This window comes from Sphaerospermopsis reniformis (assembly GCF_005402885.1).
Classification (GTDB): Bacteria; Cyanobacteriota; Cyanobacteriia; order Cyanobacteriales; family Nostocaceae; genus Sphaerospermopsis; species Sphaerospermopsis kisseleviana.
The window spans coordinates 20,758-37,164 of the sequence record NZ_BJCE01000006.1; the positions used below are offsets into that span (position 1 = coordinate 20,758).

The window sequence follows — 16,407 nt, forward strand, 5'->3', positions numbered from 1 at the left end:
TTTTGGATTTTAGATTTTAGATTTTAGATTTTAGATTGGGAATGTGAGATACTGATGTTGATTGTAACATCATTTTCCCGATCTGACTCTTGACTAATGATTATGGGTAATTCTTTGTAGCAGATCCATCACCCGTTGTTCAAATTCTTGGGTAGTAACTCTTCCTTTAGTCAAAAATTCTGTATGTCCTAATTTTAGTCGATGGCGTTCCGAATCATCCAAATCCTTAGCAGAATAAACAACTACGGGAATACTAAAAAGTTGATTATGTTGTTTTAACCAATCTACAACTGTAAAACCATCACTCTCTGGCAAGATTAAATCAAGAATTAGTAAATCAGGATTTACCTTTTGACTGAGATGAATAGCTTCTCTACCAGTTTTAGCCAGGAAAGTTTCAATATCATGTCTAGCAAACAAAGTTGCTAATAAATCTGCCAAATCATGATCATCTTCAACAATTAAAATCTTAACTTTGCGAGAAGGTTCAGATACAACTTTTCTCAAGGAATTTAACAGGGAATTTTCCTCTACTGGCTTGCTTAACCAATCAACAAAATTAGCACTGGGTTGATTATTTTTATTGGGTTTGTAGACACTACAAATCACAATTGGTATATCCTGAGTATCTGGACGTTTCTTTAATAGTGCCATTGTTTCCCAGCCATTCATACCGGGCATGACTAAGTCTAATACAATGACATCGGGATGTTGAGCAACGGCTTGAGCGATCGCCTCTTCACCACTATCTACTGTAATTACCCGATATCCCCCTTGTTCCAATAAGTTTTTTAATTCACTACGAATTACCGCATCATCATCACAAACTAAAACCAAAGGAGAATGCTGATTATTAATGATAATTTCTTCAGTTTCTTCAGTGGCTAAATTTTCTAATTCAAGTGTTTGATCAATCTGGCCAATTGGCAATGTAAAATAAAAACTACTACCTTTGTTTAACAAACTTTTTACCCAGATTTGTCCGCCGTGCTGCTGTACAATACTCTTACAAATCGCTAACCCTAAACCAGTACCATCGTGGTTGCGTGAATCTGAAGAATCAACTTGTTGAAATCGTTCAAAAATACTATCTAACTTATCAGATGGTATTCCCCGTCCAGTATCTGTAACTGTCACCAGCACCTCATTTTCTTTTAATTCTGTCAGCAAGGAAACTGTAGCCCCAGATGTGGAAAATTTAATCGCATTACTCAACAAATTTGTTAAAGTTTGAATGATCCGATCCGGATCAGCCCAGAGTTTTACAGATACACTAGAAATAGATAATTTTACCCCAGCTTTATTGGCTAGAGGCTGCATAATATTCACAGCCGAGTTAATTAAATCTTCTGAATTACAAGTTTCCCGTTCCATTTTGACTTTACCCGACTCGATGCGCTCAATGTCGAGAATGTCATTAATTAATCTTACTAAACGCTCGGTGCTATCAGTGGCTATTTGCAACAAGCGTTTACCCTGTTCTGAATCTGTTGGTAATAAACCACTAGCTAACATTCCTAAAGATCCGTGAATTGATGTTAGGGGAGTACGCAATTCATGACTAACAACAGAGACAAATTCATCTTTCATTTTTTCCACTTGTCTACGTTCAGTTATATCTCGCAATATTACTGTGTAAACACATTCTTCACCCACTTCTAATTTAGAAATAGAAGCTTCTGCGGGAAATTCAGTACCATCTTTGCGGCAACCAAATATTTCTCTTCTTTCTCCCATTCTGCGAGCAGAACCTGAAGATTTACCAAAATCAGATACATGATGGCGATGTTGTTCAGCAAAGCGCATAGGTAAGAGTAAATCTAGTTTTTCTCCTAGCACTTCTTGAGCAGAGTAGCCAAAAATCTTTTCTGCACCTTGATTAAATAAAGTAATTTTTTGATTACTATCAATAGAAATAATGGCATCATCAGCTATACTTAAAATGCCTTCAAATCGAGTTTGAGAAATTCGCAGGGCTTCCTGTGTCCGTCGTCTTTCATCGAGTTGTGATTGTAATTGGTGATTAACAGTAATTAACTCGGCTGTACGTTCTGCTACTCTTAATTCTAGTTCGTCTTTAGCTTTGTGCAGTGCTAATTCTGTTTGCTTGCGTTGAGTAATATCACGAGCAAATATTTGGGCTGCTGATTGACCTTGGTAGGTGAGAGAAGCAACCACTATTTCTACATGAATTTTCCTACCGTCTAATCTGACAAACTTAACTTCATGCAAGGAAATTGATTGTTTATTGATTTGGATATTTTGCAGTTCTTTGTTCATTTCCCTGTGAAAATCGGGATGTACAAAGTCAATAAATTTCTTACCTAATAATTCTGCTGTTGATGTAACACCAAAAAGTTTCACTGTGGCACTGTTGACAAAGACAAATTTATCTGCACTGACAATCAAAATTGCTTCTGGATAAACTTCTACTAAATTGTGATAACTTTCCTGAATAAATCTACTTTGATTTTCTAGGTTATTAACTTGCTTGTTTCGATTTTGCGCCATTCTTCTTAACAGTTTCACCCGTTCTAATCTGTTAATAATGCGGTTAACTAGCTCCGATTCTATGATGGGTTTGCTGACAAAATCATCAGCACCTGCGCTAAAAACTTGATTCACTATTTCGACATCGTTATGGACAGTAAGAAATAAAATTGGTAGTTCACTACCTTGGGGATCATTGCGAATCATTTGACATAATTCAATCCCATTTGTACCAGGCATTTCTATATCTAAAATTAGCATATCTGGCTGGACGCTTTGCCAAGTTTGCCAAAAATGCAGGGTATAATTAAGTGGAATAATTTCCATTCCCCAAGGTGTAAGTAATGTTTGTAATAATGCTAAAATTTGTGGGTCATCATCTACGACTAATATTTTGGCTTTAGTGGTTGTTTGGTCTAATGGTTGTGGTAAATTTAAAGAATGTTTATGGTTATTATTATGGCAGGGTAGATTTTCCTGATTTTTGCTATCAATTTCTTGACGGAGTAATTTAACCCAATTTTTGAGATTGGTTGTATCACTTGTAGTTAGGGTTTTACCAGATTTGAGTAATTTCTCAATTTTTCTCGCTAATTCTGAACCATTAGGTAAACCAAAAGTGCCTAAAGATCCCGCTAAAGTGTGGGCTTCTTTAATAGCCTGTGATAGCGCAAGTGATGAATTTTCAGTTTGCACTTCTGAGTTTAAGCTTGAGTTTAAGCTTGAATTTACAATTTGTTGTACTGCCTGTTCTATGATAGTAACTTGTTCCTCTACCCGTCCACGAAATCGCTGCCAAATTGCCCCAATAGCTGTCAGAGTTTGCTGAGATTTTAAATTGCTTTTCTGATCCTTTAATACCCCTGTTTCTCCTGTTTCTTTGGTCTTTTTATTTCCCCTGTTTCCTAATTGCTTTCCTTCATCTTCCTGGGGTTTAAGACGATAACCAATACCATATACTGTTTCTACTAAATCGTGAGGCGCTCCCACTGATTTTAGCTTCATACGTAAACCTTTAATGTGGGTGCGAACGGCTTCTTCTCCCGGTGTGTCTTCATAGGACCAAAGATGCTCTAAAATCATGCCACAGCTAAAGACTCGGCGATTATTTCGCATCAAGAGTTCTAACAAAGCATACTCTTTTGGTGTGAGTGAGAGGAGATTCTGCTGATATATTACTTCACAACTACTGGGATCTAATCTTAAGTTACCCCATTCTAATACAGGTTGTGAAGCGATGCTTCCCCGTCTTAATAATGCCCTAACACGAGCTATAAGTTCTTCTTGATTGAAAGGTTTAACTACATAATCATCAGCACCTGCATCTAAGCCAATGGCTTTATCGTGAGAGCTATCACATCCTGTTAATAATAAAATCGGTACTTGCCGACCACTAGAGCGGATTTTCTTACATAAACTAATACCATCCATTTTGGGTAGTATAACATCTAAAAGAATTAAATCATAGTCGTAAGTTTCGACTAAATCCCAGCCTGCATCACCATCATTGGCCACTTCTACTGCATAATTTTGCTCAGTGAGAAAGGTGGTAAGTGCATAGGCATTTAACTGGTCATCCTCGATCACTAAAATCTTCATATTAAAAGCTTCCCTAATCTAGTAGCTTTAAAAGCTGGTAATAGTGGAAAACAACTTAATATTAAATTATGTTTTCCTAGATATAATTTAAACAAGTTTAACTCTATACATTAAATAGTAACATAGTAACATTGATGTAGAAATATAAATTTATATCAAGCTGAAAATATATATTCTGTAATAATTCGGTGGTAACAAGTCAGAATAATTGATAAATCAGTAGATGATGAAATATAAATTAAATATAAATTAAATATAAATTAAATATAAATTAAATATAAATTAAATATAAATTAAATATAAATTAAATATAAATACTAGCCTGTAAATTGCTTTGATTATCAGTAAGCATTCAGCTAACAGCCCTCAGTAGTCAGCTTTTTCAGGCTTACGCCAAACATACCTATTGGATACAGCAGATTGCAGATCAATGAGGCTTCGCCGTGAGAGTCAGCCGATAGAGTAGCGTGGCGTTAGCCATACGGTACAGAATCTAAATTAAAACCTATACACAAAGCCAGTTTTACTCCTGACTCCTGCTGTAATTAACCAATTTCTCAGATGAATACTGACTGAATTACCAATAATCCAGGACTTACGCAAAAGGGAACGAAAGTAGGGGTAATTCATGAATTACCCCTACGCAAGAATAAGGTTTTTAGTCATATCTTGCGTAAGTCCTATAATCTATCCTCACAAGTTCCTCAAATTGTTTGCCTATAAGCATAAGTGTAAAACCAAGTCACAGGGCAGGTGTGAAAAATTAACGAATTGTGAAGATTAGTGTCAAGAAATCCAAATGAAATAAACATATTTTGACTAACCAAGAATCTAGAAAGCAGAAAGAGCTATTTTCAATAATTGGCGAGCTAAGATGGGGGTAGCGATGTTTAACAAAATTTTAGTTGCATTGGATCGCTCGGACATGGGAAAGCAAGTTTTTGAACAAGCCCTGTCTTTAGCAAGGTTAACATCAGCCAAATTAATGCTATTGCACGTTTTATCACCTGATGAAGACGGCATTCATGATGTAATGGTTATTTCTCAGATGGATTACTATCCAGGCTGGGGTGATGACAGCATGAAAAGGTACTTGCAAAAGCTGGAAGTGCGTAAAGACGAGGGTTTGGAAATGTTACAAAAATTCTGCGCCCAAGCAAATTCTGAGAACATTAATACTGAATTTTCGCAAAATGTTGGTAGTCCGGGTAAAGTAATTTGTAACTTTGCCAAAGAATGGAATGCGGATTTGATTGTGATTGGACGACGTGGACTGTCTGGAATCACCGAATTTTTAATCGGTAGTGTTAGTAATTATGTTTTACATCATGCACCTTGTTCTGTGTATATTATACATTTTGAGGGAATAGGGAATAGGGAATAGGGAATAGGGAATAGGGAATAGGGAAGATTTTTAAATATTACCAATTACCAATTACCAATTACCAATCAATCAACAATTATCAATACTTATGAAAACTACAGATTCACCTCCTAAGAATCATCCGAGTGGAGATAAACGTTTGAAAATGTTGGACGCAACTATCAAACGGCATCAATATCAACAAGATGCACTGATTGAAATTCTCCATCGGGCTTCAGAATTATTCGGTTATTTAGAACTAGATTTATTGTTGTACATTGCCCACCAATTAAAATTACCACCCAGTCGGGTTTATGGGGTAGCAACTTTCTATCATTTATTTTCCCTTGCGCCCAAAGGTAAACATAATTGTGTAGTTTGTACAGGTACTGCTTGTTATGTAAAAGGCGCACAGGAGATTTTAACAAGTTTAGAAAATACCACCAAAATTAAAGCTGGAGATACAACACCTGATGGGGAAATTTCCCTGTTAACTGCAAGATGTTTAGGTGCTTGTGGTATTGCACCGGCGGTAGTTTTTGATGGTGCTGTTTTAGGAAATCAAACTTCAGAAACAGTTTGTGAAAAAGTGGGAGAATGGCAGAATGGAACTAAATGAATTATTAGAAATTGCCAGAATAGAACGTTCTCAGGCGAAACCTGTACAGATTCGTTGTTGTACTGCTGCGGGTTGTTTGTCTTCTGGTTCTCAAATGGTGAAAGATAACTTAGAAAAATCTGTAAAAGCTGCGTGTTTAGAGGATGAAATTCATGTTTCTGGTGTGGGTTGTATGCGGCTTTGTTGTCAAGGTCCTTTAGTTCAGGTGGATCAAGAAAACAACAAAGAAACGAAACTTTATGAACAAGTTACCCCAGAGGATGCAGCAAAAGTGATTGAGGCTGTACAGGGTAAGGAAACAGATTTAAAACAGCAAGATTTGAGCCAACCATTTTTTACTAAACAATTGCCCATTGTGTTAGAAAATAGTGGTAAAGTTGACCCGGATAGGATTCAATCTTACATTGTGGAAAATGGTTATCAAGCCCTTTACCAAGTGCTAAGAGAAATGAAACCTACTGAAGTAGTAGAAACTATTACTAAAAGTGGGTTAAGAGGAAGGGGAGGTGCTGGTTATCCCACAGGTTTAAAATGGGCGACAGTGGCAAAATCTCAAGGTGAGAAAAAGTTTGTTATTTGCAACGCGGATGAAGGTGATCCGGGTGCATTTATGGACAGGAGTGTATTAGAAAGTGATCCTCATCGAGTATTAGAAGGAATGGCGATCGCTGCTTATGCTGTGGGGGCAAGTCAAGGTTATATTTATGTGAGGGCAGAATATCCCACCGCTATTAAAAGATTAGAAACTGCTATTCGCCAAGCCCAAAGATTAGGACTTTTAGGGTCACAAATATTTGAATCACCCTTTGATTTTAAAATAGAAATTCGTATTGGTGCAGGTGCGTATGTTTGTGGTGAAGAAACAGCATTAATGGCTTCTATTGAAGGTAAACGTGGTGTTCCTCACCCCCGGCCACCTTATCCGGCGGAATCTGGTTTATGGGGTTATCCCACCTTAATTAATAATGTAGAAACCTTTGCGAATATTGCACCAATTATGAGAAATGGTGCGGAATGGTTTGCGAGTATTGGCACAGAAAAAAGTAAAGGGACAAAGGTTTTTGCACTAGCTGGAAAAATCCGCAATACAGGGTTAATAGAAGTACCTATGGGGACAACTTTAGAAGAAATTGTTCAAGAAATGGGTGGTGGTGTTCCTGATGGTGGTATTGCTAAAGCAGTACAAACTGGAGGACCTTCCGGGGGATGTATACCTGCGTCAAAATTTGCTACACCTGTAGATTATGAATCATTGACTGCTTTGGGATCAATGATGGGATCTGGTGGGATGATTGTCATGGATCAAACCACAAATATGGTAGATGTGGCGAGATTTTTCATGGAATTTTGTATGGATGAATCCTGTGGAAAATGTATTCCTTGTAGGGTGGGAACTGTGCAACTTCATGATTTATTAGTGAAGATTGGTGATGGTAAAGCTGCACAAGCTGATTTGCAATTATTAGAAGAATTGTGTGACATGGTGAAATATACCAGTTTATGTGGTTTAGGACAGTCTGCACCAAATCCAGTTTTTAGCACTTTGCGATATTTTCGAGATGAGTATTTAGCTTTGATAATTGATAATTGACAATTGACAATTGATAGTTACTAATTGCAAAATCTAAAATTCGTATGACAGTAAAAACATTAACAATTAACGGGCAAATGATTAGCGCCCGTGAGGATGAAACCTTACTAGAAGCAGCACAGGAAGCGGGTATACATATTCCTACACTTTGCCATTTAGAAGGTGTGGGAGATGTGGGTGCTTGTCGTTTGTGTTTGGTAGAAATTGCTGGTATGAATAGACTTTTACCAGCTTGTGTTACCAAAGTTTCTGAAGGAATGGAGGTGAATACAAATAGCGATCGCCTCCAAAAATACCGCCGGACAATTATCGAAATGTTATTTGCCGAAGGTAATCATATTTGTTCTGTTTGTGTTGCTAATGGCAATTGTGAATTACAAGATTTAGCCATAGAAATGGGCATGGATCATGTACGTTTAGAATATCAAAATCCTAAACGTTCTGTTGATACTTCTCATGATAGATTTGGCATAGATCATAATCGTTGTGTGCTTTGTACTCGCTGTGTTCGTGTGTGTGATGAAATTGAAGGCGCACATACTTGGGACATGGCAGGTAGAGGATCAAAATCTCACGTAATTACTGATTTAAATCAGCCTTGGGGAACTTCTCAAACTTGTACTTCTTGTGGTAAGTGTGTAAATGCCTGTCCTACAGGTGCGCTGTTCTATCAAGGTTCTAGTGTGGGAGAAATGGTACATGATCGAGGCAAAATTGAATTTTTAGTCACTGCCAGAGAGAAAAAACAATGGAATGTTTAGAAGGTTGGGTATCGGGGAATATTTCCTACCAATTACCAGGAGGTAAAACCAATGTTAAACCGTATTGGCAACATCTTTTTACGGTTGCTATTCCTGGGGATATTGACAACATTGATATTCCTGGGTTTAGGAAGTTTCACCTTCCAGACTGCAATTGCTGTTGTTACGCAAATAGAAGAAACTCCAGGAGAAGTTCTTTATCGCTCACAAACAAAATTAGATGATCACTTAGGTAAAGTTTGGCAAGTTGTTTTGTTTAAACAAGTTTACTCTGGGCAAACATCTAATATTAATTTGCGCTTAGTTGGTTTTCCTGGTTCTGCGGAATTAATTCACCCCCAACCGTTAAGAATTACCTCAAAAACTGGTCAAATTTGGAACGCTCCTGATATATTTTTAGATGAAGCACCAGCGCCCACAATTGGTCAATATAATTTCACTGAAATATTGCCCCAATTACCGACCGAACCTTTAAATTTGGCAATACCTTTACCTGGTGCGAAGTCTATTGATATTTCAGTTCCAATTAATGTTGTGAAAGAATGGAAAATATTACTTACAAGTAACAAATAAAAAATAAAAAGGTACAAAGATGGATAAAATAAAATTAGCAACAGTATGGTTAGGTGGATGTTCTGGATGTCATATGTCCTTTTTAGATTTGGATGAATGGTTAATAGATTTAGCCGCCCAAGTTGATGTAGTTTATAGTCCCATTGCTGATATTAAAGAATATCCCGAAGGTGTGGATGTGGTATTAGTAGAAGGGGCGATCGCTAACGAAGAACATTTAGAATTGATCCACAAAATTAGGAAACGCACCAAAACAATTATTTCCTTTGGAGATTGCGCTGTTACTGGAAATGTAACCGCTATGCGTAACCCAACAGGAAATGCAGATGTGAGTCTGCAATTAGCTTATATTGAAGGTGCAGATGTTAATCAACAAATACCCCATTCACCTGGTATTGTTCCACCCTTAATTGATAAAGTTGTACCCGTTCATTACATAGTACCAGTTGATATTTATTTACCCGGTTGTCCTCCTTCAGCCCCTCGCATTCGTGCGGCACTTGAACCATTATTAAAAGGAGAATTACCAGTAATGGAAGGACGGGAAATGATTAAATTTGGCTAATAGTTGATAGTTGATAGTTGATAGGTAAACATCAAATTAATTACCCAATCACCAATCACCAATCACCAATCACCAGTCCCTATTTTTTAAGAGGTGAATTATGTTAAAAGCAGCAGATGTAATGACAAAAGATGTAGCAATGATTCGCGGTTCTGCTACAGCTAAAGAAGCAATTGATTTAATGAAAGCTAGAGACTGGAGGGCGTTAATTGTAGATCGTCGTCATGATCAAGATGCTTATGGAATTGTAACTGAAAGCGACATTGTTTATAAAGTCATAGCCTACGGGAAAGATACAAATAAAATCCGTGTTTATGAGATTATGACTAAACCTTGTATTGTCGTCAATCCCGAACTAGGTTTAGAATATGTAGCCAGATTATTTGCTAATTATCGTTTACATCGTGCGCCGGTAATTAGTGGCGAATTAATAGGAATAATCTCATTAACTGACATCTTAGCTGGCAGCAGTGCTTTAGAAAAACCCCATGCAATTTTGTTAGAACAAGAATTACAAGATGAAATTAGAAAAGCTCGTCTTGTTTGTTCAGAAAAAGGAATTAATTCCCCCGAATGTGCAGCCGCTTGGGATGTGGTAGAAGAAATACAAGCGGAAATAGCCCACCAACGGGCAATGAAACCTTTAAAAACAGCTTTTGAAGAATACTGTGAGGAGTTTCCAGAAACCGAAGAAGCTAGGGTTTATGATCTCTAGGTGATTGGTGACTGGGGACTGGGGACTGGGGACTGGTGACTGGTGACTGGTGACTGGTGACTGGTGACAGTGAATAGATAATTATTTATTCCCAATTCCCAATTCCCAATTCCCAATTCCCAATTCCCAATTCCCAATTCCCAATTCCCAATTCCCAATTCCCAATTCCCAATTCCCAAATAATATGAAAAAAATCGTTATTGATCCGGTTACGAGAATAGAAGGCCACGCCAAAATTAGTATTTATTTAGACGATGACGGTCAAGTAAATGATGCGCGGTTTCATGTGACAGAATTTCGCGGTTTTGAAAAGTTTTGTGTGGGTCGTCCTTTCCCAGAAATGCCTGGAATTACTGCAAGAATTTGCGGTATTTGTCCAGTAAGTCATTTATTGGCATCAGCAAAAACAGGTGATCAAATACTGGCTGTCACTATCCCCAAAGCCGCGACAAAATTACGCAGGTTAATGAATTTAGGGCAAATTGTCCAATCTCATGCTTTGAGTTTCTTTCACCTTAGCGCCCCAGATTTATTATTAGGAATGGACAGCGAACCAGCAAACAGAAATGTGTTTGGTTTGATAGCAGCCGACCCAGAATTAGCTAGAGGTGGTATTCGTTTACGGCAATTTGGACAGGAAATTATTGAACTATTAGGAGGTAAAAAAGTCCATCCTTCTTGGGCAGTTCCTGGTGGTGTCAGTGATCCTTTAACCCAAGAAAATCGCACTCATATTCAAAACCGCATTCCTGAAGCAAAAACCACGGTTTTAAATGCCATAGATTTATTTAAAGGTTTACTAAAAGATTACGAAAAAGAAGCGCAAACTTTTGGTAATTTTCCTAGTTTATTTATGGGTTTAGTGACTCCTGATGGTCTATGGGAAACATACGATGGACATATCCGCTTTGTTGATAGTGCAGGAAATATTGTTGCTGATAAATTAGATGCTGCTAATTATCCTGAATTTATCGGTGAAGCTGTGCAAGCTGATTCTTATTTAAAATCTCCTTACTATCGTCCTTTAGGTTATCCTGATACAAGCGATCATTGCCATTTAGATAGTGGAATGTATCGCGTTGGACCATTGGCAAGGTTGAATGTTTGTAGCCACATTGGTACACCGTTAGCAGATAAAGAATTAAAAGAATTTCGCAGTCATGGAACTGGTACTGTTAAATCTTCTTTCTTTTATCACTATGCACGGTTAATTGAAATTTTGGCTTGTATTGAACACATTGAAATTTTACTGGATGACCCAGATATTTTATCAACTCGTTTGCGGGCGGAAGCTGGTATTAATCAATTAGAAGCTGTGGGTGTCAGTGAAGCACCAAGGGGGACTTTATTCCATCATTATAAAGTTGATGAAAATGGTTTGATGGCAAAGGTAAATTTGATTATTGCTACTGGTCAAAATAATTTAGCAATGAATCGTACAGTTGCCCAAATTGCCCGTCATTTTGTCAATGGTAGTGATATTCAACAGGGAATGTTAAACCGGGTAGAGGCTGGTATTCGGGCTTTTGATCCTTGTTTGAGTTGTTCTACTCATGCGGTGGGACAAATGCCTTTATTGATAGAATTGGTGAATAAAGATGGGAATGTGGTAAATCAAATTTGTCGGGATTAAAGAAGGCAGGGGGCAGGAGGCAAGAGGCAAAAAGAAGTTTTTATATTATAGATACCCGACTTCTCAAAGAAATCGCTTATATATTGTTGATTGAACATCGTAATAAACTTGTAATAATCCCGAATCATAAGTTTTAATATTTCTGAGATGTAGGGTTTTATTGATGTTGTTACTATTTAGGAATAAAGGAATACCATCACCCAAAATCAGGGGATGAATAGCAATAATCATTTCATCTAAAAATCCGGTTTCTAGCAAAGATTTGATAAATAGTTTAGGTATTTGTTGAATATTTGTTTTATTATAAAAAATAAGCGGCTGATGTAGCCGCCTCAGTGTTTTGACAATTAATTGCTCATTTTTACCCCTGCGGCAATAGCATCAAAATTTGGGGGAAAATGGGTATTATGATCGCAATCTGCTTTTTCTAAATGAGTTCCTTGTAAATCTGCTTGACGCAAATCCACAGAAAACAACATTGCACCCCGCAAATCTGCATTTTGTAGATTTGCTTGACTCAAATTAGCAAAACTTAAATCACATCCACGCAGATTAGCACGACTGAGGTTAGCTTTACTTAAATCAGCATAGCTAAGATCACACCCTTTTAAATCTACACCTTGCAGATTAGCATCACTTAATTCTGCTTTTTCAAAGTCTCGTTTTCCCACTGCGTATTCCTCTACAAGAGTAGCAGCACTATCAACTGGCTGTTGAAAATTGACTTCAGGCATAAAACAGCCTCACAACTGATATCAATTTTTTATGGATTTTATGAAAGTATCGGAATCAATAATATAACGAATAAGTCAGAAAATAAATATCCTGTTCACATAAGTTTGTTTTTACCGTTGTTCTGTTTCCTCACGAGTTCCTCAAATTTTTCTGGTAGTTTGAAAATCAAAGTTAAGAATTCAGGAGAATACTCACTTTTTATCCTGACATTGGCTTCTCCAAAACAAGAAGTATAATGAGAAGTGTTTGCTTTGAACCAAGATTCGAGGATTTGTGTATGAATACTTCAATTTATGAAAGTCCAAATAGGTTCGTTCAAACCGTTTCACAGTCTTCTCATATATCAGGTCATATTCACTCTGTAGAAACTTGTGGCACAGTTGATGGTCCAGGGATACGGTTCGTTATTTTCACACAAGGCTGTTTACTTAGATGTCTCTATTGTCACAATCCTGACACGCGAGATACCGCAGGTGGAATCACTGTCACTCCAGAGGAATTAATTGCGGAAATTGAAAAATATCGGTCTTATATGCAGTTTTCTGGTGGGGGCGTTACCATTAGCGGTGGTGAACCTTTACTACAACCAGAATTTGTCAGAGAAATTTTTCGCCGCTGTAAAGAACTGCAAATTCATACCGCTCTTGATACTTCTGGATTTCCCGATTTAACAGCATCTAAACCTGTACTGGAATTTGTGGATTTAGTCTTACTAGATATCAAATCTTTTGATCCGAAAACGTACCTGCATTTAACAGGAGTTTCTGTCGAACCAACATTAAGATTTGCTGAATATTTACGAGACATTAATAAACCAACATGGATTCGGTTTGTTTTAGTTCCCAACCTAACTGATGATTTGGAAAATGTTACCAAATTAGCTGAGTTTATTTCCAAATTAACGAATATAGAAAAATTGGAAGTTTTGCCTTTTCACAAATTAGGTGAATACAAGTGGCATCAGCTTAAATATCACTACGAGCTAGAAAATACTCAACCTCCTACTCCTGAACAAATTCAAAAAGTGCAAGAGATTTTTATTGTCCACGGTATTCAGGTACAATAAATTAAATTTATTTGTAACAATCTGAACTTCAAATACCAAAAAAATACCATACCTTTATGAATATTACAGTCACCAATTTACAAGAACTCAAGGTTTTAATTGAACAAGTTAAAGCTGCTCAATTTCAATATGCAGAATATACCCAAGATCAGGTAGATCACATTTTCAAAGAAACTGCTCGTGCTGCCAATGCTGCTCGCATTCCTTTAGCCAAAATGGCTGTAGAAGAAACTAGAATGGGTGTTCTGGAAGATAAAGTTATTAAAAATCACTTTGCTTCCGAATATATTTACAACAAATATAAAAATGAAAAAACCTGTGGGATCATTGAAGATGATAAACAATTTGGCATTCAAAGAATTGCTGAACCTGTAGGCATATTAGCCGGAATTGTTCCTACCACCAACCCAACTTCTACTGCTATTTTTAAAGCTTTATTAGCTCTTAAAACCAGAAATGGGATTATTTTTTCACCCCACCCCCGCGCCAAACAATGCACAATTAAAGCGGCACAAATTATCCTAGAAGCTGCTGTTGAAGCGGGATCGCCTCCAGGAATTATTGGTTGGATTGATGAACCCACAGTGGAACTTTCTCAAGAGTTAATGCAGCATCCCGATATTAACCTGATTCTGGCTACAGGTGGACCGGGAATGGTTCGGGCTGCTTATTCTTCTGGTCATGCTTCCTTGGGTGTGGGTTCAGGAAATACTCCTGCTTTAATTGACTCAAGTGCTGATATCAAAATGGCAGTTTCTTCAATTTTGATCAGCAAAACTTTTGATAATGGCATGATTTGTGCCAGTGAACAATCAGTGATTGTTTTAGATGATATTTACGAAAGTGTTAAGGAAGAATTTGTGACTCGTGGTGCTTATTTATTGAATGAACAGGAAAAGCATCAAGTCAGAGATTTGATTTTAGTTAATGGTCGTTTGAATCCAGAAGTTGTGGGTCAAACTGTCGCCAAATTAGCAGAAATGGCTGGAGTAGAAAAAGCGAAAGAATCTAAATTGATCATTGCTGAAGTTGAAGAGATTGGGACAACAGAAGCATTATCCTATGAGAAACTTTCCCCGATTTTAGCAATGTATCGGGCAAAAACTTTTTCAGAAGCAGTTGATAAAGCGGAAAAATTGATTGAATTTGGCGGGCTGGGACATACTTCTGTACTTTACACTGCACCGGAAAACCGCGATCACATTACCCAATTTGAAAATACACTGCATACCAGTCGGGTATTAGTCAACACCCCATCATCTCAAGGGGCAATTGGTGACTTATATAACTTCCGTCTTGATCCATCCCTAACCTTGGGTTGTGGCAGTTGGGGTAATAATTCTGTGAGTGATAATGTTGGACCCCGTCACCTCATCAATATTAAAACCGTCACCGAAAGACGGGAAAATATGCTTTGGTTTCGCGTCCCTCCCAAAGTTTATTTTAAATATGGATGTTTACCCGTTGCCCTCCGAGACTTAGCAGATAAACACCGCGCTTTGATTATTACCGATCAACCATTATTTGAACTAGGACTAGCAGAAAAAGTCACCAATGTCCTAGAAGAAATCGGCATTAAAACCCAAGTTTTTTATGATGTTGAACCTGATCCAACCTTAACAACTATTAATAAAGGTCTTGCCCAAATTAATAGTTTTCATCCAGATGTAATTGTTGCCATTGGTGGTGGTTCGCCAATGGATGCAGCTAAAGTCATCTGGTTAATGTATGAACATCCCGAAACAGAATTTGATGGTTTAGCGATGCGTTTTATGGATATCCGCAAGCGGGTATATGAATTGCCCACATTAGGAAACAAAGCCATTTTAGTGGCAATTCCTACCACATCAGGAACAGGTTCAGAAGTAACACCATTTGCAGTTGTGACAGATGATCGCACGGGCATAAAATACCCCTTAGCCGATTATGCACTAACTCCTAATATGGCAATTGTTGACCCTGAATTAGTGCTAAATATGCCCAAGTCACTCACAGCTTATGGTGGCATTGATGCACTAACTCACGCACTGGAGGCTTATGTTTCTATCTGTGCTTCTGAATATACTAAGGGCTTGGCTTTAGAAGCAATTCGCCTACTGTTTAAATACTTGCCTTCTGCTTACAAAAATGGGGCGAAAGATGCTAAAGCTAGGGAAAAAGTCCACTATGCGGCGACAATTGCTGGTATGGCTTTTGCTAATGCTTTTCTGGGAATTTGTCACTCCCTAGCTCACAAATTAGGTGCTACATTCCACGTCCCCCACGGTTTAGCAAATGCCCTGATGATTTCCCATGTCATCCGCTACAATGCCACAGATGCCCCCTTCAAACAAGCAATTTTTCCCCAGTATGAATATCCCAATGCTAAATGGCGTTATGCCAAAATTGCCGATTATTTAGGATTAGGAGGTAGCACTGAAGATGAGAAGGTGGAATTGCTAATTAATGCTGTGGAAAAACTCAAAAAAGATGTAGAAATTCCCCCCAGTATTAAGGACGTAATCAAAGCAGATGAACAAACTTTCTATGACAAATTAGAATCAATGGCAGAACAAGCTTTTGATGATCAATGTACAGGGGCAAACCCTCGTTATCCCCTAATTAGTGATTTAAAAGATTTGTACGTCAAGGCTTATCGAGGCATTAATTAATAGTAGAATCTAGATCCCCGACTGCTTATTTGCCAATGTCAATAAG

Annotated in this window: 14 protein-coding genes; 10 read left to right on the forward strand and 4 right to left on the reverse strand. The window is 37.6% G+C overall.

Annotated elements, in window-relative coordinates:
• Positions 1-93: 93 nt before the first annotated feature.
• Positions 94-4,089: a response regulator gene (locus FFR48_RS01815; protein ID WP_137666158.1), complete on the reverse strand. Its 3,996-nt coding sequence runs from the start codon at positions 4,087-4,089 to the stop codon at positions 94-96.
• Positions 4,090-4,975: 886 nt separating this feature from the next.
• Between FFR48_RS01815 and FFR48_RS01820 the strand changes: the two genes are divergently transcribed.
• From FFR48_RS01820 to FFR48_RS01850, 7 genes are all read left to right on the forward strand, one after another.
• Positions 4,976-5,473 (forward strand): universal stress protein, encoded by a 498-nt coding sequence (locus tag FFR48_RS01820; RefSeq protein WP_137666159.1) that lies wholly within the window; start codon positions 4,976-4,978, stop codon positions 5,471-5,473.
• Between the two features lie 88 nt (positions 5,474-5,561).
• On the forward strand, positions 5,562-6,071 hold the full coding sequence (gene hoxE / locus FFR48_RS01825; RefSeq protein WP_137666160.1) for a bidirectional hydrogenase complex protein HoxE: 510 nt from the start codon (positions 5,562-5,564) through the stop codon (positions 6,069-6,071).
• Positions 6,058-7,662 carry a NuoF family protein gene (locus FFR48_RS01830; RefSeq protein ID WP_137666161.1) on the forward strand — a complete coding sequence of 535 codons (1,605 nt, stop codon included), beginning with the start codon at positions 6,058-6,060 and terminating at the stop codon, positions 7,660-7,662. The genes hoxE and FFR48_RS01830 overlap by 14 nt, the downstream gene beginning before the upstream one ends.
• 44 nt (positions 7,663-7,706) lie before the next feature.
• Entirely contained in the window at positions 7,707-8,423 is a 717-nt protein-coding gene (hoxU, locus tag FFR48_RS01835; protein WP_096571655.1) for a bidirectional hydrogenase complex protein HoxU, read from the forward strand.
• A 51-nt stretch (positions 8,424-8,474) separates the two neighbouring features.
• Complete coding sequence (locus tag FFR48_RS01840; protein ID WP_096571656.1) at positions 8,475-8,996, forward strand: DUF3122 domain-containing protein; 522 nt, start codon at positions 8,475-8,477, stop codon at positions 8,994-8,996.
• 19 nt (positions 8,997-9,015) lie between these two features.
• Entirely contained in the window at positions 9,016-9,561 is a 546-nt protein-coding gene (locus tag FFR48_RS01845; protein WP_137666162.1) for an NADH-quinone oxidoreductase subunit B family protein, read from the forward strand.
• A gap of 100 nt (positions 9,562-9,661) precedes the next feature.
• Complete coding sequence (locus FFR48_RS01850) at positions 9,662-10,276, forward strand: CP12 domain-containing protein (protein WP_137666163.1); 615 nt, start codon at positions 9,662-9,664, stop codon at positions 10,274-10,276.
• On the opposite strand, the gene FFR48_RS01855 is transcribed toward FFR48_RS01850, so the two are convergent.
• On the reverse strand, positions 10,273-10,434 hold the full coding sequence (locus FFR48_RS01855; RefSeq protein ID WP_162501828.1) for a hypothetical protein: 162 nt from the start codon (positions 10,432-10,434) through the stop codon (positions 10,273-10,275). The genes FFR48_RS01850 and FFR48_RS01855 overlap by 4 nt on opposite strands.
• Before the next feature lie 26 nt (positions 10,435-10,460).
• Between FFR48_RS01855 and FFR48_RS01860 the strand changes: the two genes are divergently transcribed.
• Positions 10,461-11,909: a Ni/Fe hydrogenase subunit alpha gene (locus FFR48_RS01860; protein WP_137666165.1), complete on the forward strand. Its 1,449-nt coding sequence runs from the start codon at positions 10,461-10,463 to the stop codon at positions 11,907-11,909.
• A gap of 63 nt (positions 11,910-11,972) precedes the next feature.
• On the opposite strand, the gene FFR48_RS01865 is transcribed toward FFR48_RS01860, so the two are convergent.
• Complete coding sequence (locus FFR48_RS01865) at positions 11,973-12,167, reverse strand: dihydrofolate reductase family protein (RefSeq protein ID WP_137666166.1); 195 nt, start codon at positions 12,165-12,167, stop codon at positions 11,973-11,975.
• Positions 12,168-12,256: 89 nt separating this feature from the next.
• Complete coding sequence (locus FFR48_RS01870; protein ID WP_137666167.1) at positions 12,257-12,643, reverse strand: Alr5209 family pentapeptide repeat protein; 387 nt, start codon at positions 12,641-12,643, stop codon at positions 12,257-12,259.
• Between the two features lie 278 nt (positions 12,644-12,921).
• On the opposite strand from FFR48_RS01870, the gene pflA reads away from it, so the two are divergent.
• Together pflA and adhE are read left to right on the forward strand one after the other, a co-directional pair.
• On the forward strand, positions 12,922-13,710 hold the full coding sequence (gene pflA, locus FFR48_RS01875; protein ID WP_137666168.1) for a pyruvate formate-lyase-activating protein: 789 nt from the start codon (positions 12,922-12,924) through the stop codon (positions 13,708-13,710).
• A gap of 56 nt (positions 13,711-13,766) precedes the next feature.
• Positions 13,767-16,361, forward strand: coding sequence for a bifunctional acetaldehyde-CoA/alcohol dehydrogenase (adhE, locus tag FFR48_RS01880; RefSeq protein WP_137666169.1), 2,595 nt, complete (start codon positions 13,767-13,769; stop codon positions 16,359-16,361).
• Positions 16,362-16,407 lie beyond the last annotated feature (46 nt).